Origin of the sequence: Fusibacillus kribbianus (assembly GCF_030053595.1) — a bacterium.
In the GTDB taxonomy this organism is placed as follows: domain Bacteria; phylum Bacillota; class Clostridia; order Lachnospirales; family Lachnospiraceae; genus Lientehia; species Lientehia kribbiana.
Genome location: NZ_JASGBQ010000001.1, coordinates 344414 through 365566, shown reverse-complemented (window position 1 = coordinate 365566; position 21153 = coordinate 344414). Strand labels below are relative to the sequence as shown.

The 21153-nt window shown below is 48.6% G+C and carries 18 protein-coding genes; 16 read left to right on the top strand and 2 right to left on the bottom strand.

Translation table 11 applies throughout. From position 1 onward, the window contains the following. Nucleotides 1-121: 121 nt before the first annotated feature. Nucleotides 122-1654: a PucR family transcriptional regulator gene (locus tag QJ036_RS01725; RefSeq protein WP_283229701.1), complete on the bottom strand. Its 1533-nt coding sequence runs from the start codon at nucleotides 1652-1654 to the stop codon at nucleotides 122-124. A 212-nt stretch (nucleotides 1655-1866) separates the two neighbouring features. Between QJ036_RS01725 and QJ036_RS01720 the strand changes: the two genes are divergently transcribed. The 4 genes from QJ036_RS01720 (at nucleotide 1867) to QJ036_RS01705 (ending at nucleotide 6700) form a co-directional block, all read left to right on the top strand. Further along, a complete protein-coding gene (locus tag QJ036_RS01720; protein WP_283229700.1) occupies nucleotides 1867-2787 on the top strand; it encodes an SDR family NAD(P)-dependent oxidoreductase in 921 nt (306 codons plus the stop codon). 17 nt (nucleotides 2788-2804) lie between these two features. Next, nucleotides 2805-4034, top strand: coding sequence for a hypothetical protein (locus tag QJ036_RS01715; protein WP_283229699.1), 1230 nt, complete (start codon nucleotides 2805-2807; stop codon nucleotides 4032-4034). 16 nt (nucleotides 4035-4050) lie between these two features. Further along, entirely contained in the window at nucleotides 4051-5079 is a 1029-nt protein-coding gene (locus tag QJ036_RS01710; protein ID WP_283229698.1) for an aminomethyl transferase family protein, read from the top strand. A 109-nt stretch (nucleotides 5080-5188) separates the two neighbouring features. Then, nucleotides 5189-6700, top strand: a complete 1512-nt coding sequence (locus QJ036_RS01705; RefSeq protein WP_283229697.1) for a CoA-transferase — start codon at nucleotides 5189-5191, stop codon at nucleotides 6698-6700. 36 nt (nucleotides 6701-6736) lie between these two features. Here the strand turns inward: QJ036_RS01705 and QJ036_RS01700 are convergent, their stop codons facing one another. Beyond that, nucleotides 6737-7132, bottom strand: coding sequence for a homocysteine S-methyltransferase family protein (locus QJ036_RS01700; protein WP_283229696.1), 396 nt, complete (start codon nucleotides 7130-7132; stop codon nucleotides 6737-6739). A 161-nt stretch (nucleotides 7133-7293) separates the two neighbouring features. On the opposite strand from QJ036_RS01700, the gene QJ036_RS01695 reads away from it, so the two are divergent. The 12 genes from QJ036_RS01695 (at nucleotide 7294) to QJ036_RS01640 (ending at nucleotide 21135) form a co-directional block, all read left to right on the top strand. Beyond that, nucleotides 7294-7818 carry a hypothetical protein gene (locus QJ036_RS01695; protein ID WP_283229695.1) on the top strand — a complete coding sequence of 175 codons (525 nt, stop codon included), beginning with the start codon at nucleotides 7294-7296 and terminating at the stop codon, nucleotides 7816-7818. 117 nt (nucleotides 7819-7935) lie between these two features. Further along, a complete protein-coding gene (locus tag QJ036_RS01690; protein ID WP_283229694.1) occupies nucleotides 7936-9321 on the top strand; it encodes a hypothetical protein in 1386 nt (461 codons plus the stop codon). A gap of 64 nt (nucleotides 9322-9385) precedes the next feature. Further along, nucleotides 9386-9844, top strand: coding sequence for a vWA domain-containing protein (locus tag QJ036_RS01685; RefSeq protein WP_283229693.1), 459 nt, complete (start codon nucleotides 9386-9388; stop codon nucleotides 9842-9844). Between the two features lies 1 nt (nucleotide 9845). Beyond that, nucleotides 9846-11702, top strand: a complete 1857-nt coding sequence (locus tag QJ036_RS01680) for a serine/threonine protein kinase (protein ID WP_283229692.1) — start codon at nucleotides 9846-9848, stop codon at nucleotides 11700-11702. Between the two features lie 13 nt (nucleotides 11703-11715). Continuing rightward, complete coding sequence (locus QJ036_RS01675) at nucleotides 11716-13389, top strand: serine/threonine protein kinase (RefSeq protein WP_283229691.1); 1674 nt, start codon at nucleotides 11716-11718, stop codon at nucleotides 13387-13389. Nucleotides 13390-13538: 149 nt separating this feature from the next. After that, complete coding sequence (locus QJ036_RS01670) at nucleotides 13539-14051, top strand: hypothetical protein (RefSeq protein ID WP_283229690.1); 513 nt, start codon at nucleotides 13539-13541, stop codon at nucleotides 14049-14051. 66 nt (nucleotides 14052-14117) lie between these two features. After that, a complete protein-coding gene (locus QJ036_RS01665; protein WP_283229689.1) occupies nucleotides 14118-15014 on the top strand; it encodes an AEC family transporter in 897 nt (298 codons plus the stop codon). A 98-nt stretch (nucleotides 15015-15112) separates the two neighbouring features. Continuing rightward, complete coding sequence (spoIIID, locus tag QJ036_RS01660; protein ID WP_283229688.1) at nucleotides 15113-15364, top strand: sporulation transcriptional regulator SpoIIID; 252 nt, start codon at nucleotides 15113-15115, stop codon at nucleotides 15362-15364. A 410-nt stretch (nucleotides 15365-15774) separates the two neighbouring features. Beyond that, on the top strand, nucleotides 15775-16770 hold the full coding sequence (locus tag QJ036_RS01655) for a putative ABC transporter permease (RefSeq protein ID WP_283229687.1): 996 nt from the start codon (nucleotides 15775-15777) through the stop codon (nucleotides 16768-16770). 297 nt (nucleotides 16771-17067) lie between these two features. Next, the gene (mreB, locus tag QJ036_RS01650) at nucleotides 17068-18063 is read left to right on the top strand and encodes a rod shape-determining protein (RefSeq protein WP_283229686.1); all 996 of its coding nucleotides are present in this window, start codon (nucleotides 17068-17070) and stop codon (nucleotides 18061-18063) included. A gap of 85 nt (nucleotides 18064-18148) precedes the next feature. Further along, nucleotides 18149-20359 (top strand): SF1B family DNA helicase RecD2, encoded by a 2211-nt coding sequence (recD2, locus tag QJ036_RS01645; protein WP_283229685.1) that lies wholly within the window; start codon nucleotides 18149-18151, stop codon nucleotides 20357-20359. A gap of 14 nt (nucleotides 20360-20373) precedes the next feature. Next, nucleotides 20374-21135, top strand: a complete 762-nt coding sequence (locus QJ036_RS01640; protein ID WP_283229684.1) for a ComF family protein — start codon at nucleotides 20374-20376, stop codon at nucleotides 21133-21135. The last annotated feature ends 18 nt before the right edge of the window (nucleotides 21136-21153 follow it).

Sequence of the window (21153 nt, the reverse complement as noted above, 5' to 3'; positions counted from 1 at the left end):
TTTTTATACCAAAAGATGCAGACTTGCTCAGAAATAGAAAAATTCATACAAAGAAACGCCAAAACCGACATTTGCCGGAGTTGGCGCTTCTTAATCAGGGACTTATTTTACAGCCCCTTTTTTATTTTTTGATTTCTTTTTCTATGAGAAGTGCTTTCAGAATGATCTGAAGCTTCAGCCGTTCGGCGGGATTTTTCAGATCTGAGGAAAGCTCCTGTTTGATCCGTTCGATCCGTTCGAGCAATGTGCTTCGGTGGATGAAAAGCCTGCCGGCAGCCTTGGAATAGGACATATTTTCTTCCAGAAAGACATCCAGCGTCGCCAGATAGGAGACATCAGAGCTTTTATCATGTTCGATCAGTTTTCGGAATCCATCCGGGAAGTAGGATTCTATGGGAAAGGCTCCGAAAGCATTGATGATCATTTCTGTCAGGGCATAGTCGGCAAAATAATAAATGCTTTGTTCCGGATGATAAATATGTCCGTTGTCGATGGCCGCTTCTGCCTGGAGATAATAGGTGCGGAGTGAGTAAAGATCCGTGAAGGGGTTGCTGAAGCCGGCGCAGAGAATCAGTTCGTCAATTAACGTGTCGAGCTGTTTTTTTATTTCCCTGTAGGAGGCGTTCTCCGCTGTAAGCAAAGATGCGGGAATCAGCCCGAGGATCGTATTGTTCTGTTCAAAAAATATACTTCCGTCAAACAGATTTTCCAGAACGGAGCAAACGTAATCAATGGGAATCCGGGAGAGCTGCTTCAGGCAATGGATAGAGGCACAGAGGTAATTCTGTTTATGGTTGGAAGAACGGAGAAGAAGCTTCTCATTTTGGCTGAGAATCTTTTCGCCCATCATGTTCTGCAGGATTTTTTTCAGAGAACGATGTTCGTTATTCAAAAGGACCGGAGAAATTTCGGAGATACGTTCGATCATCCCTGCCAGATATTCCATCAGCTTTTCTTCCCCGTTAAAGAATGGAATACCGGCTTCATCACAGCAAAGACAGCCGATATAGGTGTTAGAAGAATCAAACAGATTGACACAGAGAACGGTGCATTCTTCGAATTCCCAGCGAAAAGCTCCGTGGGCATCCATGCTCACGTCCTTTTCCTTCAGGAAGGAAAGGAAGGACTCGGAATTCAGGCTTCCGGCGGAGGGGATCCAGTGAGAATTCTGATAACTGCTTTCCGGGGGAAGCATGGAGGCAGCATATTGGAAAGATGCATTCAGCACAAACAGGGGCCTGCGGAAAATAGGATAAGAGCAGACCAGGATGTCCTGAATGGTTGGAGAATGCATAAACAGATCCAGGATGCGGCTTTCCCACTCAAAATAGGTCTCAAAGATTTCCTGAAGCGTTTTATAAACTTCGAAAAAATCAACGTGTTCCTGAATCAGGATAACGGAAGCCTGTTCTTTATAATAATTCAGCCTTGGACTGTCTCCGATGCACACCAGCAGGACCCGTTTTTCAATGACGGGTCTTGAAGGAAGATGTTCGACGGTGGCCAGATAGATCCGGTCGGAAAGAAAACGGAAGGTGTTATCAATGTAAAGCTCCGGGGAACTATATACCATCTTCGGGGTTCCCCCGCCGTACAATTTGACGGAGTATTTCTGCTTTAACTGTTCATAAATGATCGAGGTATTAAGCTTCATAATATACTTTTCTCCTGTTATTCTGGTTATTATTTTAAAATAGAATCCCAGGATTTTCTACCCGTTATTTTTGAGGGGATAAACGGCGAAAAACAGACAAAACGTAGTGTTTTAAGCAGAGAAGATTTTCATTATGATAGGGATTGATCAGATGCTTTCCCGAGAGCGCAGAGGTGACAGGTAGATCTTGAAAAAATAACAGGAGTTATAGTATGGGATATGATGTAAATGCTGCAAATATCGCAATGTTAAAAGGGTATGTATCCATGGCAAGGCCTATGGAAGAGATGTTTTCTGTAAAGGGAAAAACGGCAATCGTGACCGGTGCGACCTCCGGTCTTGGCTTCAATATTGCACTGAGACTGCTGCAGGGAGGCGCCAATGTGGTGCTTGCAGGCAGCAGCCAGGCGAAAGGGGATTATACCCTTCCGGTTCTGGAAGAGGCCGGCTTTGGCGCGGACCGCGTGATTTTCTGCCAGACAAATGTAAGAGAAGAGGCCGACGTCGAAAACCTGATCAAAACAGCCGATGAGAAATTTGGTTCGATCGATATTTTTGTCAATAGTGCGGCGGTCTGGAGCTATGCGCATATTTATGATCTGTCGGCAGAGGAATTCCGCCGTGTCATCGATACCAATATCAGCGGTGCCTTCCTGGGAATCAAGCACGTCAGCAAATATATGATCGAGCATAAGATCGAAGGAAAAATCACGCTGATCTCCTCCAACTGTGCATGGCTCCCTTACCCGGTGTTTGGCGGCTATCCCCATTACGCTTCTTCAAAGGGCGGTGTGAACGCACTGGCGATCGAAGCGGCCAAGGAGCTTAAGCGCTACGGAATCATGGTGAATGTCGTTGCTCCCGGCGGCATGGTGACGGCAGGAGCTTCCGGCAACATGTGCGCGAAGGATCTTCCGGAAGAAAAGCAGGATGAATTCTATGAAGAGCTGATGGTATGGCAGAGCGATGGACAGCAGCCGGTAGATACCGTTGCAATCGTTGCCTATGCCATGAGCACTCCTATGTCCGATGGCATGACCGGAGAGATCGTAGTGGCAGACTGGGGAATGTCCCACAATATTGTCAAATACCAGCCGGCCATTGACCAGTATCCGGAAGAAATTGAAGATTGATGGAATGAGGTGGAAGAATGAGCAAAAAAATAGATGAAAGAATTCCTCAGAACAGCGGTGAGGGTTCAGGTTTTAAAAATTATTATGGAATACAGTCTCCCTGGAACAGGATTTATTCGTATCAGGAGGCGCTTCACTATGCAAGTCGTTTTGAGTCTGTACTGAGCGCGGCGACGCTCCAGGCACTTCGTATTATCGTTCCGGATTATGCAGAACGGGCGCAGCTGATGTGCGAAGAGGCATATGCGAGGCTTTACAATACCGGAAAATATTACGGTGATGACGACGGATTCGGAATCCATCCCTTCTTTTGCGGTCAGTTTGCCGGTGCACTGATCGGAGACAAGGGAGATGATGCCCTTCTGATGTGCGGCAGATGCCAGGATTTTGGTACATACCGCGCGGAGAAGGAGCTGGATGTCTGCGACTGGGATATCTGCGGCTCCGAGCTTTGCCGGACAACGACCATGTCTCTTCAGGGGCAGGCGGCGGCTTCTGCAGAGCGCAGAAGGAAAGGCCCGGATATCGACTATATGATGGTTGAGGCAAAGGGCTGCGGCGACAGGCACTGCAGAATCATTGCAGAGTCCAGGGAAAAATATCCGGCGCCGCCTCACGAACTGTGGCAGAGCTTCGGTCCTGCTGTTACAGATGAATATAAAAAATATACCCAGGAAGAGGACTGTGTCGAGGAATCCATGATGTTTCGTGAAGAATGCGGCTATCACTTCGTAAACGGAACAAATAATACGACCGATTCCAGCAATCAGATGATCAACATGTCTACCGGTGCATCCCTTTATATCCTGCCGGCTATCGCTGAAACCGTAAAGCGCGGCTATGTGACGAGAGCACAGGCGGATCACATCCTGAAATGTGTGCTGGAGGCTTCCGGAAAGGCTATGTTCGGCGAACGTTATGCTATAAAAGGCTGCCGTGACTGGATGGGGGTTCCCGATTCCATCGGCGAGGACGGCAGAGTGATGGGTGGCCTGATCGAGATGCTTCTTCAGTCACTGGTTTGCAAGTACGATGTGGAAGCCTTCAATAAAAATGAGGTGATTCTTGCGATCGACCGCACAGGCCTTGAAATTACCGGAACCAAGGACGTACCGGAAGCACATCTGTGGATGTGGCAGGGGATGATCAAGACGCTGGTCAACGTGCAGTGGTCCTTATGGGAAGAGGAGTCCCCGAAGGGTAAAATGCGGATAAAAATTGCAAAGAAGATCGATAAATTTATGTAAGGGAGGAGGCTGACACATGTACAAAAATATATTTAAGTATGACGATATGAAGCGTTCAGAGCATATGGCTGTCAGGAAAACAGCAGGCTGGTATTTCTGGACTCATCAGCTTCTGGAGATCACCGGGCCGGATGTCACGGCATTTTTGGAATACATGTATCCAAATAAAATTTCCAGTCTTGCAGTGGGAAGAGACCGTTACACGACGATGCTCAATGAACAGGGAGAAATCATCGACGATGTGGTGATCATGAGAATGTCAGAGGATGTCTACTGGGTATCGACCTTGTTTGCCACAAAGACGGATGACTGGTGGTATTTCCATCAGGGCGACTATGATGTGGACTGGACTGAGATTACGGATGACTGGGCAATGTATGCCGTTCAGGGACCGAAATCGAAGGAAATCGTGGAATCTCTGGTGAAGGATTCCATTGCAGACCTGAAGTTTTTTGCCCACATGGACACCGAGATCGGTGGGATTCCCTGTAAGATCAACAGGGGTGGATTTACCGGTGAGAAGCTGGGCTATGAGATTTATGTGAGTCCCGACGACGGGGAAGCGTTGGAACAGATGCTGGCACCTGCTGTAGAAAAAGCAGGCGGGAAGGAAGTGACTGAGTTCCAGGTCATGGCATGGACTCTGCCGACGGAGGCGAACTTCTATTATATGAGAGATCTGGCGGGCACCAATCCATTTGAGGTCGGTCTGGCATCCGGTATCGACTGGGAAAAGGATTTTATCGGGAAAGAAGCGCTTCTGAAGGTGAAGGAAGAAGGAGCGGCAAGGGAAATGGTTGGCTTTGAAGTGCCGGAAGCAGATATTTACATCCGTTCCAAGCAGTACGGCGGCCCCGGAGAGCCGGTGTTTATTGATGGTGAAGAGGAAGAAGTCGGGAGAGTTTCCAAGCTTGTATATTCCTATGTGAAAGAGGTTAATATAGGTTATATTCTGGCTAAAAAGGATAAGCTCCATGTCGGTGACAAAATTAAGATTCATGGCTATGATGCAGTGATCACGGAAAAGAACTGGATTTCCTCATAACGGACCACACTCTCTCCTCTTGATCGTTTCACTGAAAATCGCTGGACTTTCACAGGCGGTTCTGTTAGTATTAACTACAGATTGGACTTTTAAGAGGAGAGAATTACTGATGTACGAGATAATGAGTTCCGATGAGGCGATCCGCCTGATCCGGGATGGAGATTGTATTTGCGTCAATTCCTTTGTGGGTATCGAGAGCCCGGTGGAGCTTCATGAGGCGATTTACCGGAGATATCAGAGAATGCAGTCGCCGAGGCATCTGACGATCATTTCCAGCGCCGGCTTCGGCGTCTGGGATGAGGAGCGCAATGCAGAAGGGTATATCCGTGAGGGCGCCGTGGACCGGCTGATCTGCGGCCATTTCGGAGCGATGTTAAGCACGAAGAAGCTGGTTTTGGAGGACCGTTTTGAGGCCTATAATCTGCCCCTTGGGTGTATTTCCCATGCGATCCGCGCCCAGGCCGGCGGACTGCCGGGGGCACTTTCCAAGGTTGGACTTGATATTTTTGTGGATCCAAGAAAGGAGGGGCCCGGCATTAACCGGATCTCCATCGACGATTCCCTGGTGAAATATGTGGAGGTGGACGGAGAGGAGTTTCTCTACTACAAGCTTCCCAAGATCACGGTTGCACTGATCAAGGGAACCGCAGCGGACAGAAAAGGAAATATTTCCTTTGATGATATGTTTATGTCCGGCGATGCGCTGTCGATCTGCCAGGCGGTGAAGGCAAATCACGGAAAGGTGATCGTCCAGGTGGACCGGCTCGTGGATACGCCTTCCAGGCCGAGAAACGCCATCATTCCCGGATGCCTGGTGGATGCCATCGTGGTGACAGAGCCGGAGGAGCGCAATGAGGCATATTCGGCGCTGACCGGAAGCTTTGAAATTCCCTATGAGGAATGGAGTGTGTGGAATGAGAAGATCGATACGGTCTCGGCAAAACTGCCGAAAAACAGCGCTGTGGGCAACATCATCGGCAGAAGGGCTGCCAAGGAGCTTCGGGTCGACGACATCGTCAACATCGGCATCGGGCTTCCGGAGATGGTTTCCAGACATGCCAGAAAAAACGGGATGCTGGATATGGTCACCCTTACGGTGGAATCCGGCGGAATCGGAGGCTTTCCGGTTTCCGGTGAGGCCTTCGGGGCGATGATCGGCGCATCCTCTGTCTACGATATGGCAAACCAGTTTGATCTCTACGACAACGGCGGTCTGGATATCTGCTTCATGGGAGCGCTGGAGGTGGACGGGCAGGGAAATGTCAATGCCCACCGCGGGCCGGGTGCCTTTGCCGGGATCGGAGGCTTTGCCAACATTACGGCGAAGACGCCGACGGTGGTATTTTGTATGACCTTCAATACGAAAGGTCTGGAGGTTTCTCAGAAAAAGGGAGTTGTCACCGTCGAGAAGGAAGGAACAGTTCCGAAGCTTGTAGATAAGGTGGCCAGCGTCAGTTTTTCCGCCAAGCGGGCCATTGCAAACGGTCAGAAGGTGCTGTATGTGACAGAGCGCTGCGTTTTTCGGCTGACGCCGAAGGGTCTCAAGCTGATCGAGGTGTATCCGGGAATTGATCTGGAAAAAGATATTCTTGAGAAACTGCCCTTTGAGGTGGAAATATAAAAAAGGAGAGATGATCCGCAGATACATGAAGCCGGATCATCTCTCTGGCTTTTTACAGGCACACTTCAGCAGCTTTCCGTAATCCTCGTCGATCCGACTGGTCGTGGTGACGCTGGCGCACAGATAAATGCCGTCCCGGACAGTTTCTCTTCCGATCTGCATCAGAGTGCGGTTGATCTCCTGTACCTGATCTTCAAGACCGTGGCGGGCCAGATTGATCCGGTTGGCGGTAAAGGTCGACGCACCGATCACCTGGGAGCCGGCATCCATATAGGCACGCTTGAGATCGATGAACACCTGGGGATGCTCGCAGATCCATTTTTCTGTGCAGACGCCCTTGGGCATTCCGGCTTGTATCATATTGGAACCGGTGGCTCCGTCTCCTAGGAGCACGCCCTTGTCAGTCAATGCGCGAAATTCTTCTCTTGTCATATCCGTTCTCCTTTTCTCACATAGTATCATTATAACAGTCAGAAAAAAAGGCGCAAGATTTCTGCGGGATTTTTAAGCCGAAAAACAAATTTTCCAAAAGGCTTTCTATACTTAAATTATCGGAACAAACACAACAGATTCAGAAAGCGGAGGAAAAGAAGATGAAAAAGTTATTGTCAGTTGTGATCGTAATCATTGCAGCCATGATGATTTGTTTTAACCAGAAAGAAACCAAAAGAAGTGTGGATAACAGAACATATTATTCCAATACAGTTAATCAGACGACGGCAGCAGCTGTTGTAAAACAGGCTCCGTTACAAAGAGTACCGAGATCGAGCGAGGAGTCCATTGCAGTCGGTATTGAAATGCTGGAAGAATCTTTGCTGTACTATGAATCAGAGCTGTCGGATACGATCGAGGAGCCTGTCGCGGTGATAGACAATGTATATTATTTCCACATTGATACTTTGTTCGAAAAGACCGGTACTATGAGCGTGGCAGTGCAGGATGGCGCAGTTGTGAGAACGACATGGACATATGAATTCAAAGATGTGATCGATGACAGTGAAGCCTTTTATAATGATATTATAAGAGTGTCAGATACGATGGCATATTCCAATATCATAACAAGCAGAGATTATGATGAGAACGGTGTTCCCAGGGTAAGCGTTACGGTACGCAGATGATGCGGCTTTCAAACGAACCGCAGGTATCTGTGACACAGACTTTATAATTGAAAAGCTGCCAGTAAAAGGTTATAATGATCGAAAGATTATTATAACCTTTTTTGTCGGAGAACACATATGAAACCGGAAAAAACATTTGAACAGGTAGTATTGGATTTTGAGGTGGGGTTTGAAGATTTCCTGCCGAAACGGCTGGAGATACTGGCGGAGGGCTTTGCAAAGGGCTGGACGGCTTCTCAGGTCAATGAAAGGCTTCTGGAAAATGATTGTGAGACTTTGTATGTCAGAAGTTATTTTGAAGCCAGCCTGATCTACGCCTTTAATCATGGGATCGATTATTCTCAGTGGAAAGAATTGTTTGCAGGGTGTCAGCAGATCTATGATGAGAGTAATCAGCAGGGAGGGGTCTTTTCCGGCGGAAAGATAACGCTTAAACAGCTGGAGGAGTATGTGTTCAAAGGCTCGGATCCTCTTCTTCAGACGGAGTATCTGACCAGATGGATGGAAGCAGAACTGGAACGAAAGGACGATGAAGCCGGTTTTCAGGCTTTTATGCTGGAGAATGCCAACAATTTTTCGGTATCCAGGGAAAAGGCGAGATACTATTTCTGCAAATATTTATATTTTTATATCCGGGAAAAATGCGAAGCTTATTACCGAAGCTGTGAGATCTCCGAAAAGCTTCGCAGACAGTATGGCCATATGCTCCTTGCAGAAGAACGCGGGATGCAGGAAAAATTTGCACTGGAAGAGCTCTCATTTTTGAAACCCCTTACCAGGCTGAAGAAAGAGGCGGATAAAGTAAAACCGGGGATGTCGGTGGAAGAGAAGCGGGAATATCTGGAACATGCTTCCCTGACTCCGGGTGGAATTTTCGATGAGTTCAACTACTTCTATTTTGGATATGTGTCTGCCGATAAGATCGAAATTCTGTTTGAACTTTACGGGGAACCGGAAGAGTGGCCCTATCAGGATAAGATCAGAATCGCAAGATCTTTGGGACTTTGCAGCGGAAAATCCGACAAAGAGGCAGAAAAGAAGGCACTTGACGAGCTGGAGCGAATGGCGGAAAAGCAGCGTGCCAAAGAGGAAGAACTGGATCTGATGCATATTCGGGATGAGAATCTGAAAAAGAAGATCTACCAGAGAGGGCGCTCCGGAGAAGACTATTTCAGGGATTTTATCCTGGGGAAAAGAGATATCAACCGTTCCACTCTGATCAGCTTCCTTTTATTTGTGAATGCGAGGATCAGTCTGGATGCAGACAGTAAGATCACCCTTCCGAGGCTCAACAGAATCCTGGTGAACTGCGGATTTCCGCAAATACGGCCGAAGCATTCCTTTGACCGGTTTGTCATGCGGTTTTTAAAGTCTCGGGACCCGATGGAGGTTGTGGCGGAGGAAGTGGAAAGACAGGTCGTCAGAGGAAATGATTTCTATTTATATAAAGTATACCGTGACGCCTATTGCCATCAGAATGAACTGATTCGATATCTGGTATAGAAACAAATTTTCCTTTCCGGTATTTATCATGGTCAGTAGATGAATACAGAAAGGAGAAATTCTTATGAAAAAAAACGTGACGGAACTGGTATGCGTGATCGACAGAAGCATTTCCATGAGAAGAAGAGAAAAGCAGGTGCTTTGCTGTTATAACAGACTGCTTGAGGATTACAGGGCAAAGGAGGAAAAATGCTTTGTGACGACCTGCTTATTTGCGGACAAAGTCAATATACTCTGTCTTCACAATGAGATATCCTTCGTGAATCCTCTGACCAGGGGAGTTTATTATGTGGAGGGGAGCACAGCGCTTTTTGATGCGGTGAAGATAACCTTCCGGCATGTGGACGAATGTCTGGAATACCTGAAGGATGAAATCAAAAAGCAGATCCATGTTTATCTCATCACCGATGGGATGGATAACGGAAGTGTGGAAGTGATACACAAAGAATTTGAAGCTCTGATTCAGAATAAGCGGGAAACAGGGTGGAAGATTCAGATCATAAAACCGGAATGCGGGGGCTGATATGGGAAAACAGCGGGAAATGAAATGGACGAAGAATTACCTTCCTCCGAATACATTATTAAAAGAAAAATACAGGATCAGCGCAGTTCTCGGGGTGGGAAGCTTTGGGATCACTTATCTGGCGGTGGATACGCTTTTGGATCAGTTGGTTGCTGTTAAAGAATTTTTTCCATCGGGAATTGCTGCGAGGGATTGCCAGGGAATTAAGGTCACGGTCCTTCCGGGCGGTCTGGAGGAATTTGAAAAAGAAAAGAAAATATTCCGGAAGGAGGCGGAGAATCTTTTCGGACTGTTTGATATTCCCGGAATCTGTGTAGTGAAGGATTATTTTGAGGAAAATGAAACGGCCTATCTTGTGGAAGAATACTTGCCTGGCGGAACATTGAAGGAATATCTGGAGGAGAAGAACGGCCATACCATTTCCTGGGAGGAGTGCCGGGAAATGTTCCAGCCGGTCATGGAAGGCCTTTGCTGCATTCATACGCTGGGGATCGTACACCGGGATATCAGCCCGGATAATCTTGTGTTTGCGGAAAACGGGGAGCTTAAGCTGATCGATTTCGGTGCTGCCGCCGTAAAAGAAGCAGCGGCAGAATCGGTGAAGCTGAAGGAATATTATGCACCGCCGGAACTGTATAGGGAAACGGATGTGATCGGTCCTTGGAGCGATATTTTTTCACTCTGTGCGGTGGTGTACCAGGCCCTTACCGGAAACAGGCCGGTTCCGTCGATGCAGAGGATCCGAAAGGACCGGCTTTCAAAAATCTCCGGTTATACGAATATTCCCCAGCAGGAGGAAGCAGCGCTTATGCAGGGCCTTTCGCTGGATATTCCCAAAAGGTTTTTTTATCTTGGAACTCTGATGAATAAGCTGGGAATGGAGTCCTCCAAGGCAGAAGATCTCATCGGAAAAAGCCGCGCGGTCTGGGGAGAGCTCTGGCTGAGGATCATAACTGAAAATAATACGGAACTGCAAAAGTCCGGAAAAAAGAGACTCTCATACAACCAGAAAAAGCGGATTCTTGTTTCTGCCTGCGTTGTGGGACTGTCTGTGCTTCTGCTGATCGGCGGACTGAAAATCTATGCGAATACCCATAAGGAAGAGGTACTGAAATATAAAGCGAAAAAGCAGTGGGAGGAGAATGAGGAGCCGGCCAAAACTGCACTTCTCATTACAGATACGGAGGATCCGGACAAATACAAAAAAATGCTGGAAGCTCTGGCACCGTATGAGATAACGAGAGAAGGACTTGAGGAAGGGGACCATGATTATGATGTCCCGGAAGAGGAACTGAAATCCCTGGGACTTCGAAGCAACGGATATGTGGGTAACGGGAAATTCTTTCTGGACAAGGACTGCGTGGAGGAACTGCTGGGATTTTATTATGATCAGCAGCTTAAGGTCACATCGGAATACTATGATGGCAGTGTCACTGTCAGAAGGACAGGAGGACGAAGGGAGCTGATATCCCGTGCCTACGGTTCTGTCTCCTACTCCATAAAAAATACCGGGGGTGAGGAGATCCAGTACTCCGTATATTATGATCCGGTGGACAGGCTTGTGTCTGAGGTTTATATGCAAGGCGATATAGAGGATGCCCGATTTTTTATGGAGATGATTTTTCCATATCTTGTTCCGGAAACTTATTTCACGGAGGAGGAGCTGGATACCCTGTTTGCACCTTCACGGGAAGCGTTTGAAAAGCAGGATGCGCTGAAGAGGGAAGATAATGAAGATCTTTCAGAAATCGTCTATGTTTCAAACCATGCAAGGTTCCGTCTGTTTGTCAGAACATCAGTAGATTCGAATCAGAAATATGTCACCTTGCGGCTGGAATCAAGCGGATATTACTGGTAGAAAGAGGCGCGGGATGCAGAAAAATACATTAGAAGACGGAAAAAAACTGAATATGCGCTACCTTGTGATCCGAAGCGTCGGTCAGGGTGGATTTGGAATTACTTATCTTGCGGAAGATGAGGTAATGAAACAGCATGTTGTTATCAAGGAATACTTTCCGGTGCTGCTTGTTGACAGAAATGAAGCCGGCGAACTTCTCCTGCCGGAATCGGAGGAGGAGCGGGAAAGGTACCGGGAGGGAATGAAGAGGTTTCTGAACGAGGCGAAGATTCTTGCCTCTTTATTTGACGTTCCGGGAATCGTAAAAGTGCTGGATTATTTTCAGGAAAATCAGACGGCCTATATTGTGATGGAATACGTGAAGGGAATTTCACTCCGCAGCTATCTGGAACGCATGGAGTCGGAGTTTTCTTTTGAAAAAGCCTGTGCCATGGTAAGGCCGGTGATGAATGCCCTCGAAAAGGTTCATCAGAAGGGACTTTTGCATCGTGATATCAATCCGGACAATCTGATGGTGGAGGAAGACGGACGGATAAAAATGCTGGATTTCGGTTCTGCCAGAGAATATTTTCTGGAACAGGATCGGGAAAGAACGCTGACGATTCTGGTGAAAAACGGCTATGCACCGCCGGAGCAGTATGAAAAAAGAGGCAATCAGGGCCCCTGGACGGATATTTATGCACTGTGTGCGACCATGTATGAAATGATGACAGGCTGCATGCCGCCAAATTCCATGGAGCGGAAGCTGGAGGATGGGCTCTATGCGCCGTCCGCCTATGATGTGGAGATTACGCCGGAGCAGGAAGAGCTGTTTTTGAAAAAAGGGCTGGCACTGGAGGTACAAGACCGTTATCGCAGTGTACGGGAAATGATGGAGGATTTCTTCCCGGAAGGGCAGGAGAAAAAAGAAAAGAGAAAAAACAGAAAGAAGGCCGTGCTCAGTATCTGCGCTCTGGCAGTGGCCGCGCTGGCTGCAATCGGATATGTGGTATTCAGATCAAAATCACAACAAGAGCTTCCATATGCCGGAAGCTTTGTCAGAGGCAGCAAAGAATACGAAGAATTCATGGAGTATGTGAAGGAGTTTGCTGTCGCGACAGAGGAATACACAGAATCGGATGGCTTTGAGGCAGTTCGGTACACCCTGAATGAAGAAACGGTAAAGGAGATCAATCTGCCGTCCAATATCAATGCATTCAGGATGAAAGCAGATGAACTCATGGAAGCCATAAAAGAGAAAGGTTATGCACCGGAATTGACCGGAAATGAAAAGGTTTTTGAAGTTGAGGAAGGCGGTTATGGTTCCATACAAACCTCATTTTTTATCAGGGACAATTATGAAACACCGGACGGAATAGGCCTGGAAGTCCGATATGAATATTTCACGAATGAAATCACATTTATCCGTCTTATCAACAAGAACGGAACCGATGCGGATTACAGCCGGATGGCGGCAGAGATCATCGGTGCCATGTTTCCTCACCTGAAAGATGAAATTACAGCCGATGCCATATGGGAAGGAAAAAATATCTTTGAAGAACAGGAAGAGAAAAGTAATCAGAACATACAGGGCTTTGAGACCAGAGAGATCTATGTGAGATTTCTCTGGAGGGACGGCGTTGATGAGGCGACGATCTGTTTCTTTCCGTTTGGAGGGGAATACGAAAAACCGGCGTACCGATGGTAAAACAGCATGGCAGGACAGGGCAGGAGAATTCTCCTGTCCTGAATTTTTTGACCAAAAATCATGCCAAAAACAAATTTTCTTTTTCGGCCGTTATAGTTAGAGTATGAAAACAAACAGAAAACAATCTGATCGAAAAGGAGAATGAAATTATGGCAAACACGACATCTGCAGCAAATAAAACAAGCGGAAACAATAAAAAGGGCGGATTCAAATGGGGAAAGTTTATTGTATTCTTTATTGTTTTTCTTCTTATCAGGAACGGCTTTGGCAGCAAGAATCGCAGTGATTCCTACATCGGAAACTCATACTCTGGCAGTTCCTATACCTCCAGTTCCTATTCGAATAATTCCTGCAGCGATAACCGCATTTATGAGACTTCTGCCAATAACTATTACACTGAGGAATACAGAAGCAACAGCAGCAATAACTTAGTTGGCATCTGGTCCAATGAGGAAGGCATAATTGCTATTTATGATACTGGTTATGCGGAAGTGAAATTGGGGTACGAAAGTGCGGATTACAGTTGGACAGCATCTGATACCATGCTCACCATGGTTCCCTTTAATCGTCTGCAGTATGAACCGGTAACAATGTATTATGAGATATCAGGGGATACCGCGATCTTTACAATGGACGGAACTTCGGCAGTGATGTACCGATAAGGAAATCTGCCGGAACAAGACAACAACGGAAGGTTCTTGTGATGACGACACAAGAGTTTTGAAAAAATGCTGGTTCTTTTGATCATGATTTTTGTTGGAAGCCTGGTTTATCGACTGGAAATTATCGGAAAGGACACCAACCGGCAGATTTCCAATCTTCTGGTAAAGATACTGAATCCGGCTATTTTGCTCTCCAGTGCAATGGGAGATACCAGCGGAATAACCGGCAGTGATCTTCTGATCGTAGGAGCGTTCACAATTCTGATGTATACGGGGCTGATTCTACTGGGAATCCCGATAGGAGCTCTTTTTGGGAAGAATAAAGAAGAAAAGCTGATGTACAAGCTGATGACTGTCTTTTCCAACGTGGCATTTATCGGAATTCCGGTGGTAAAAGCCCTGTACGGAGATGTGGCGGTGATTTATGCGGCGGTCTTTAACCTGGGTTACAGCTGCTGTTTTTATACATATGGAATGCTTCTGGTGGATCAGGCGGCAGGCGTGGGAGAACAACATCTTTCGCTCAGGAGCCTGTGGAATCCGGGCGTGGTAGCCTGTGTCCTGACGCTTCTTCTGACGGTGACCAGGATTCATCTGCCCTTCTTTGTCAGCGGGCCTGTGGAATACATGGGAAATGCCTGCGTACCCATCGCTCTTATTACGGTGGGAGTTTCCCTGGCGCAGAACGACCTGAAGACTATTTTTCTGGACTGGAAAATCTATGCTTTTTCTGCCATTAAGCTGGTGCTGATCCCAATTATCGTGGTCCTTCTTCTTCATTTGATTTCTCTGGATCCGGTCATTCGCGGTGTGACAGCTGTGATGATCGCCATGCCGGTAGGAAATATGGCAGTGATCGCACCGGAGAGTATCGGAATAGACAGCAGCATCTGTGCCAGAGGCGTCATGATTACCACGATCCTGACGCTGGTGACCGTTCCGCTGGTGGCGGTATTTCTGTGATCATAAATAAAAATCCTCTGCATACGAACAAGTATGGAAAGAATAATTAATAATCTCCCGCATACATTGTAAAAACGGTGTTGGCGGGGGATTTCCCTTTGAAGGATTATATTGAAGAGCGGGCAGTGGAGATTGCCAATTATATTATTGAGACAAATGCGACGGTGCGGCAGACCGCCAAAAAGTTTGGAATCAGTAAGAGTACGGTACATAAGGATGTCACTGACCGTCTTGTGCGGATCAATCCGGCTCTGGCCGGACAGGCGCGTCTTGTACTGGACATCAATAAGTCAGAGCGGCATATTCGGGGCGGCATGGCAACGAAGGAAAAATATCAGCATCGGCTGTAGGTTCACACCGGGAGAGAGGAAGATAGAAGAAGAGAGAAGGAGAGAGCAGGTATCCGCTTGGAAAAAGAAGGATATCTGCTTCTTTTTTGGAGAATAGCGTATCTATTTAACAAAACGATAAATACGCTTAATAAAAGTACAAAATTAAAAGTCGAATTTTGTCGAAAGCGATGAGTCTTCTGATAATTGCGGTATACTAATTTTTGATCACATCTTTTCGCCGCAGACACCGGGGTTCTCCCGGATCGGTCCGTGAAACATGGGACACGGAAACCGGCTCAGGTGTGCGGTGTCGGAGCTTTCACCACGGGCGAAGGCTCCGCATTTCTAATGCGGAAAGGGCGATGATCCAGTTTCCGGTTGACAGACAGCGGCACTTGCACTAGACTGAATATACAGGAGGTAGATTCATGAGTTATTCTTTTCAGCAGTGGCTGCTGTTTTTTTATATATACTGTTTCTTTGGCTGGTGTTTTGAGAGTACTTATGTTTCGATCCGGAAGCGCCGGTTTGTGAACCGTGGATTTCTTCATTCCCCCCTGCTTCCCATTTACGGCTCGGGAGCGGTTGTGATGCTTCTTGTGACGCTTCATATCCGGGGACATATTGTCCTGATGTTTTTGGCCGGCATGGTGGGAGCCACGGCACTGGAGCTGGTGGTCGGTCTTGCGATGGAAGCGATTTTCAAGGTGAAATACTGGGATTACAGTAATCAGAGGTTTAATTACAAAGGAGTTATCTGCCTGTCCTCCTCACTCTGCTGGGGACTTTTTACGATACTTCTCAATACGTTCATTCATAAACCGGTGGAGGAGTTTGTGCTGGCACTCCCGACGGTTACGGTCACAGTAGCTGTGATCGTCATATCTGTGATTTTTCTTTGTGATACGGTGGTATCGGTGAAGGTGGCACTGGGCATACGGGACATGCTCGATGCAAAGGCAAGATTCCAAAAGGAATTTGCGGAAGTCCAGGCGCAGCTTTCGGAGCAGGCTCTTGAGTTCCGAAAGAACTGGCTGGAGAAGCGGGAGCAGGCCGGAGAGCGGATCAACATGCAGTTCGACACCTGGGGAGAGAGAATTGCTGAGCTTGCCGGTGCAGCCGGGAGCCGTATAGAGACCATTCTTGATGTGGCCAATGAGCGGCTGAACGCACTCTCAAAAAATGCAAGTGAAAAAGAAAAAGAAGAGATCCGCATTCTGTCCGGTTTGGGTGAGCGGCTCAGAAAGCTGAAACGGGAAAATGATTCCCAGACGGAAAAGATGGCGTACCTGAAGACAAAGATGTTCCGCAGAAATCCTACGGCGACCTCCAGCCGGTTTAAAGAGGAGTTTTCTCAGATCCGGGAGGAGCAGCTTCGCTGGTATGAACGCCGCAGACAGGATAAAAAGAAAAAGAAGTCATAAAAAAACACCCTTTACAGGGTGGAGTTTTTGGGGGGGGGGGGACCCGACAGCCAAAGGCTGTCGGGCGTGAGTATGAAAAAGCTTGTTTATACCAACCTCAATTGGTATGCCTTTAGTATAAAGAGAAAATGTGACCAAAATATGTTCAGTCTATGAAAAAAGCATTAAGAACCTAAAAGAAAATTTATGGAAATCCGAAATTTCCCGGCGAATTCAAAAAGGGAATTGAAAAACCGGGAAAATTGTTTATAATATAAAGGATTGACAAAAGGCATCGATACGTTAGGAGGAAAGGAAATGTTATTGTCAACAGATATTGGAATTGATTTGGGTACTGCCAGCATTCTGGTATATATAAAAGGTAAGGGTGTTGTTTTAAAAGAGCCCTCTGTAGTAGCTTTTGACAGGGATACAAATCAGATCAAGGCCATCGGTGAGGAGGCCCGTCTGATGATCGGAAGGACGCCGGGGAATATCGTGGCGGTTCGTCCTCTGCGCCAGGGCGTGATCTCCGATTATACGGTGACGGAGAAAATGCTGAAATATTTTATCCGCAAGGCGCTCGGAAAGAAGACCCTCAGAAAGCCCAGGATCAGCGTCTGCATTCCCAGCGGCGCTACCGAGGTGGAGAAAAAAGCGGTGGAGGATGCCACTTACCAGGCAGGCGCCAGAGAGGTGTCTATTATTGAGGAGCCCGTAGCGGCAGCCATCGGTTCCGGCATTGATATTTCCAAGGCCTGCGGAAATATGATCGTCGATATCGGCGGCGGTACTGCCGATATTGCGGTGATTTCTCTGGGAGGTACGGTCGTCAGCACTTCCGTGAAGGTGGCCGGTGATGATTTCGATGAGGCTATTGTCCGCTTTATGAGAAAGAAGCACAATCTGCTCATCGGTGAGAGAACTGCGGAAGAGATCAAGATTCAGATTGGATGTGCATACAAGAGGCCGGAGCTGGTAGCCATGGATGTCCGCGGAAGAAACCTGGTGACAGGACTTCCCAAGACTATTACCATTACCTCCGACGAGACGCTGGAGGCACTGAGAGAGCCGGCTATGCAGATCGTGGATGCCGTACACAATGTCTTGGAGAGGACGCCGCCTGAACTGGCAGCGGATGTGTACGACCGGGGAATCGTTATGACCGGCGGCGGAAGTCTGCTGAGCGGACTGGATGCTCTGATCGAAGAAAAAACAGGCATCAATACGGTGATTGCCGAGGAGCCGCTCACGGCAGTGGCCATTGGAACCGGCAAATTCATTGAGTTCATGCACGGTCAGAGGGATGAATAAGCTGACGGCGGGACAGAAAAACAGGGGCTGTAGGAAGTCTTTTGGGCTTCTGCAGCCTTTTCCTGTGTAAAAAGGAGAAATCCTCATGGACAGTATTTCAGGCTATGTCAATAAAATCGTATACCGGAATGAGGACAATGGCTATGCGGTGGTGGAGCTCTTTTCCGGCGGCGAGGAAAAAACGGTGGTGGGAATCCTGCCGATGCTTTCGGAGGGAGAGTATATCAAGGCCGAGGGCACGATGAAAAAGCATCCCATTTATGGCGATCAGCTGGTGGTGGATAATTACGAGATCGAGACTCCGGAGGATGCCGTGTCCATCGAGCGGTATCTGGGCTCCGGTGCCATCAAGGGAATCGGACCGGCGCTGGCTGCCAGGATCGTGAAAAGATTTGGGGCGGATACCTTTCGGATCATTGAGGAGGAGCCGGAGCGGCTTTCCGAGGTGAAGGGAATCAGCACCAGAAAAGCCATGGAGCTTGGAAGCCAGGTGGCTGAGAAGCGGGATATGCGTCAGGCTATGCTTTTTTTGCAGAAATATGGGATCTCACTGAATCTTGCGGCCAAGATCTTTAAGCAGTACGGTTCGGAGCTCTATTCCATCATCGAGCAGAACCCCTATCGGCTGGCTGATGATATTGCCGGTGTCGGATTCAGGATTGCAGATGAGATTGCCAACAGGGTGGGAATCCGGGCGGATTCGGATTACCGGATCAAGAGTGGGATCCTTTATACGCTTCTGCAGGCCCTTACGGCGGGGCATACCTATCTGCCCATGGAAGAACTGGTACTGGAAACCAATAAACTTCTGGGGGTGGAGCTTTCGGATATCGACAATTATGTGATGGATCTTGTCATGGAGAAGCGGCTGATCGTCAAGAAAGAGGAGGGCGGGCCCATTGTCTATGCGGCAAGATATTATTATATGGAAATGAATGTGGCCAGACGGCTTCTGGAGCTGAATTCCGTGTGGGCGGTGGAGGAAGGACAAGTACATTCCCGACTGGCTCAGATCGAGAGGGAGGAAAAACGGGAGCTTGACGAGCGGCAGCGGGAGGCCGTGTTTGAGGCGGCGAGGAACGGCGTCCTGATCATTACCGGAGGGCCGGGTACCGGAAAAACTACTACCATCACAGCCCTTATCCGGTTTTTTGAGCTGGAGGGCATGGATGTGGAGCTGGCGGCGCCCACCGGCCGGGCTGCAAAGCGTATGGCGGAGGCAACAGGTCATGAGGCCAGGACTATCCACCGGATGCTGGAGCTTTCCGGTATGCAGGAGGAATCGGCGGCGGAAGTGCATTTTGCCAGAAATCAGGCCAATCCTCTGGAGGCGGATGTGATCATCATTGATGAGATGTCTATGGTGGACATTCAGCTCATGCAGTCTTTTCTGGAGGCGGTGGCAGGAGGAACAAGACTGATCCTGGTGGGGGACAGAGACCAGCTTCCCAGCGTCGGACCGGGAAATGTGCTCAAGGATATCATCCAGTCGGGACGCTTTCCGGTGGTGCGGCTCACCAGGATCTTCCGCCAGGCGGAGGCCAGCGATATCATTGTCAATGCTCATAAAATAAACCGCGGGGAGGCTGTGGACATCGGAGCCAGAAGCAGGGATTTTCTGTTTATCAGACGAAACGATGCCAATGCGGTCATCAACGCAGCGATTTCTCTGATCTGCAAAAAGCTTCCGGAGTATCTGGGGGTATCCATGTATGATATTCAGGTGATCGCTCCCATGAGAAAAGGGACGCTCGGGGTGGAACGGTTAAACCGGATCCTGCAGGAGTTTTTGAATCCGCCGGCGACCGGCAAGGCGGAAAAGGAATACGCCCAGGGGATCTTCCGGGAGGGCGATAAGGTGATGCAGATCAAAAATAATTATCAGCTGGAGTGGGAAGTTCCCGGGAAATATGGGATTCCCTCCGACTGCGGAACCGGTGTGTTCAATGGAGATATCGGGACGATCCGGGAGATCAACAGCTTTGCCGAGGAGCTTAAAGTGGAGTTTGATGAGGGCCGGGTGGTTACATATGATTTCGAGGAGCTGGGCGAACTGGAGCTGGCCTACGCCATCACCATTCACAAGGCGCAGGGCAGCGAATATGCGGCGGTGGTGATTCCTCTGCTTTCGGGGCCGCGCATGCTGATGACCCGGAATCTCCTTTACACGGCTGTTACAAGAGCGAAAGCCTGTGTCTGTATTGTGGGACTGCCGGAGACATTTCTGGCCATGGAGGAAAACGAGATGGAGCAGAGGCGTTATTCCAGCCTGGACAGACGGCTTTCGGAGCTGTAAAGGAGAGTGATTCCTTGATTCTTGATCTGCTTTATCCCGGACGATGTCCGGTCTGCAATGAAATTCTTCCCTTTGGGTATCACGGGGCGTGCAGAAGCTGTGCTCCCTCGCTTTCCTATGTAAGTCAGCCGGCCTGCATGGGCTGTGGTAAGGAGCTGGAGCCTGCAGAGGCAGAGGAGGAATACTGCCGGGACTGCCTGCGGCACAGGCGCAGCTTTGCCGGAGGGATCGCACTGCTCAATTATAATGAGGCAGCCAGAAGGATCATGATGGGACTGAAATATAAAAACCGGCGGGAATATGCCCGCTTTCTGGCAGATGAAATGCTGAGGCGGCATGGGCGCCGGATCCTGCGGCTTAAGGCCGATGCCCTGGTGCCGGTGCCGATTCATCGGGACAGGAGGAGGGAACGGGGCTATAATCAGGCTGAGCTTCTGGCAAAGGAGCTTTCCAGAGGACTTTCTACGGCACTTTCCGCACAAAATAACGATTCCTCTTCCGACTGTCGGAGAAAAGATGGGATTCCCGTGAAGAACCTGCTTCTCCGGGTGGAAAATACGGCGGCTCAGAAGAGCCTGGGCTATGAGGCAAGGCAGAAGAACGAGGCGAAGGCGTTCCGTGCGGCCGGGTCCTGTGGGGAATACAGGCGGCTGCTTTTGGTGGATGACATTTACACCACCGGAGCAACGGCTCAGGCCTGCACGCAGGCGCTCCTTTCGGCGGGGGCAGGCGAGGTGTGGATCCTCAGTATGGCCATCGGCATGGGAAGGCAGTAATGGCAGGCGGCGCAAATG

What these genes read in the sequence shown, in the direction of transcription:
- QJ036_RS01705 (WP_283229697.1), top strand. Translation starts at nt 5,189, where the DNA reads ATGTACGAGATAATGAGTTCCGATGAGGCGATCCGCCTGATCCGGGAT.
- QJ036_RS01670 (WP_283229690.1), top strand. Translation starts at nt 13,539, where the DNA reads ATGGCAAACACGACATCTGCAGCAAATAAAACAAGCGGAAACAATAAA.
- QJ036_RS01680 (WP_283229692.1), top strand. Translation starts at nt 9,846, where the DNA reads ATGGGAAAACAGCGGGAAATGAAATGGACGAAGAATTACCTTCCTCCG.
- QJ036_RS01665 (WP_283229689.1), top strand. Translation starts at nt 14,118, where the DNA reads ATGCTGGTTCTTTTGATCATGATTTTTGTTGGAAGCCTGGTTTATCGA.
- QJ036_RS01675 (WP_283229691.1), top strand. Translation starts at nt 11,716, where the DNA reads ATGCAGAAAAATACATTAGAAGACGGAAAAAAACTGAATATGCGCTAC.
- QJ036_RS01655 (WP_283229687.1), top strand. Translation starts at nt 15,775, where the DNA reads ATGAGTTATTCTTTTCAGCAGTGGCTGCTGTTTTTTTATATATACTGT.
- QJ036_RS01710 (WP_283229698.1), top strand. Translation starts at nt 4,051, where the DNA reads ATGTACAAAAATATATTTAAGTATGACGATATGAAGCGTTCAGAGCAT.
- QJ036_RS01715 (WP_283229699.1), top strand. Translation starts at nt 2,805, where the DNA reads ATGAGCAAAAAAATAGATGAAAGAATTCCTCAGAACAGCGGTGAGGGT.
- QJ036_RS01695 (WP_283229695.1), top strand. Translation starts at nt 7,294, where the DNA reads ATGAAAAAGTTATTGTCAGTTGTGATCGTAATCATTGCAGCCATGATG.
- QJ036_RS01700 (WP_283229696.1), bottom strand. Translation starts at nt 7,132, where the DNA reads ATGACAAGAGAAGAATTTCGCGCATTGACTGACAAGGGCGTGCTCCTA.
- QJ036_RS01690 (WP_283229694.1), top strand. Translation starts at nt 7,936, where the DNA reads ATGAAACCGGAAAAAACATTTGAACAGGTAGTATTGGATTTTGAGGTG.
- recD2 (WP_283229685.1), top strand. Translation starts at nt 18,149, where the DNA reads ATGGACAGTATTTCAGGCTATGTCAATAAAATCGTATACCGGAATGAG.
- QJ036_RS01685 (WP_283229693.1), top strand. Translation starts at nt 9,386, where the DNA reads ATGAAAAAAAACGTGACGGAACTGGTATGCGTGATCGACAGAAGCATT.
- QJ036_RS01720 (WP_283229700.1), top strand. Translation starts at nt 1,867, where the DNA reads ATGGGATATGATGTAAATGCTGCAAATATCGCAATGTTAAAAGGGTAT.
- mreB (WP_283229686.1), top strand. Translation starts at nt 17,068, where the DNA reads ATGTTATTGTCAACAGATATTGGAATTGATTTGGGTACTGCCAGCATT.
- QJ036_RS01725 (WP_283229701.1), bottom strand. Translation starts at nt 1,654, where the DNA reads ATGAAGCTTAATACCTCGATCATTTATGAACAGTTAAAGCAGAAATAC.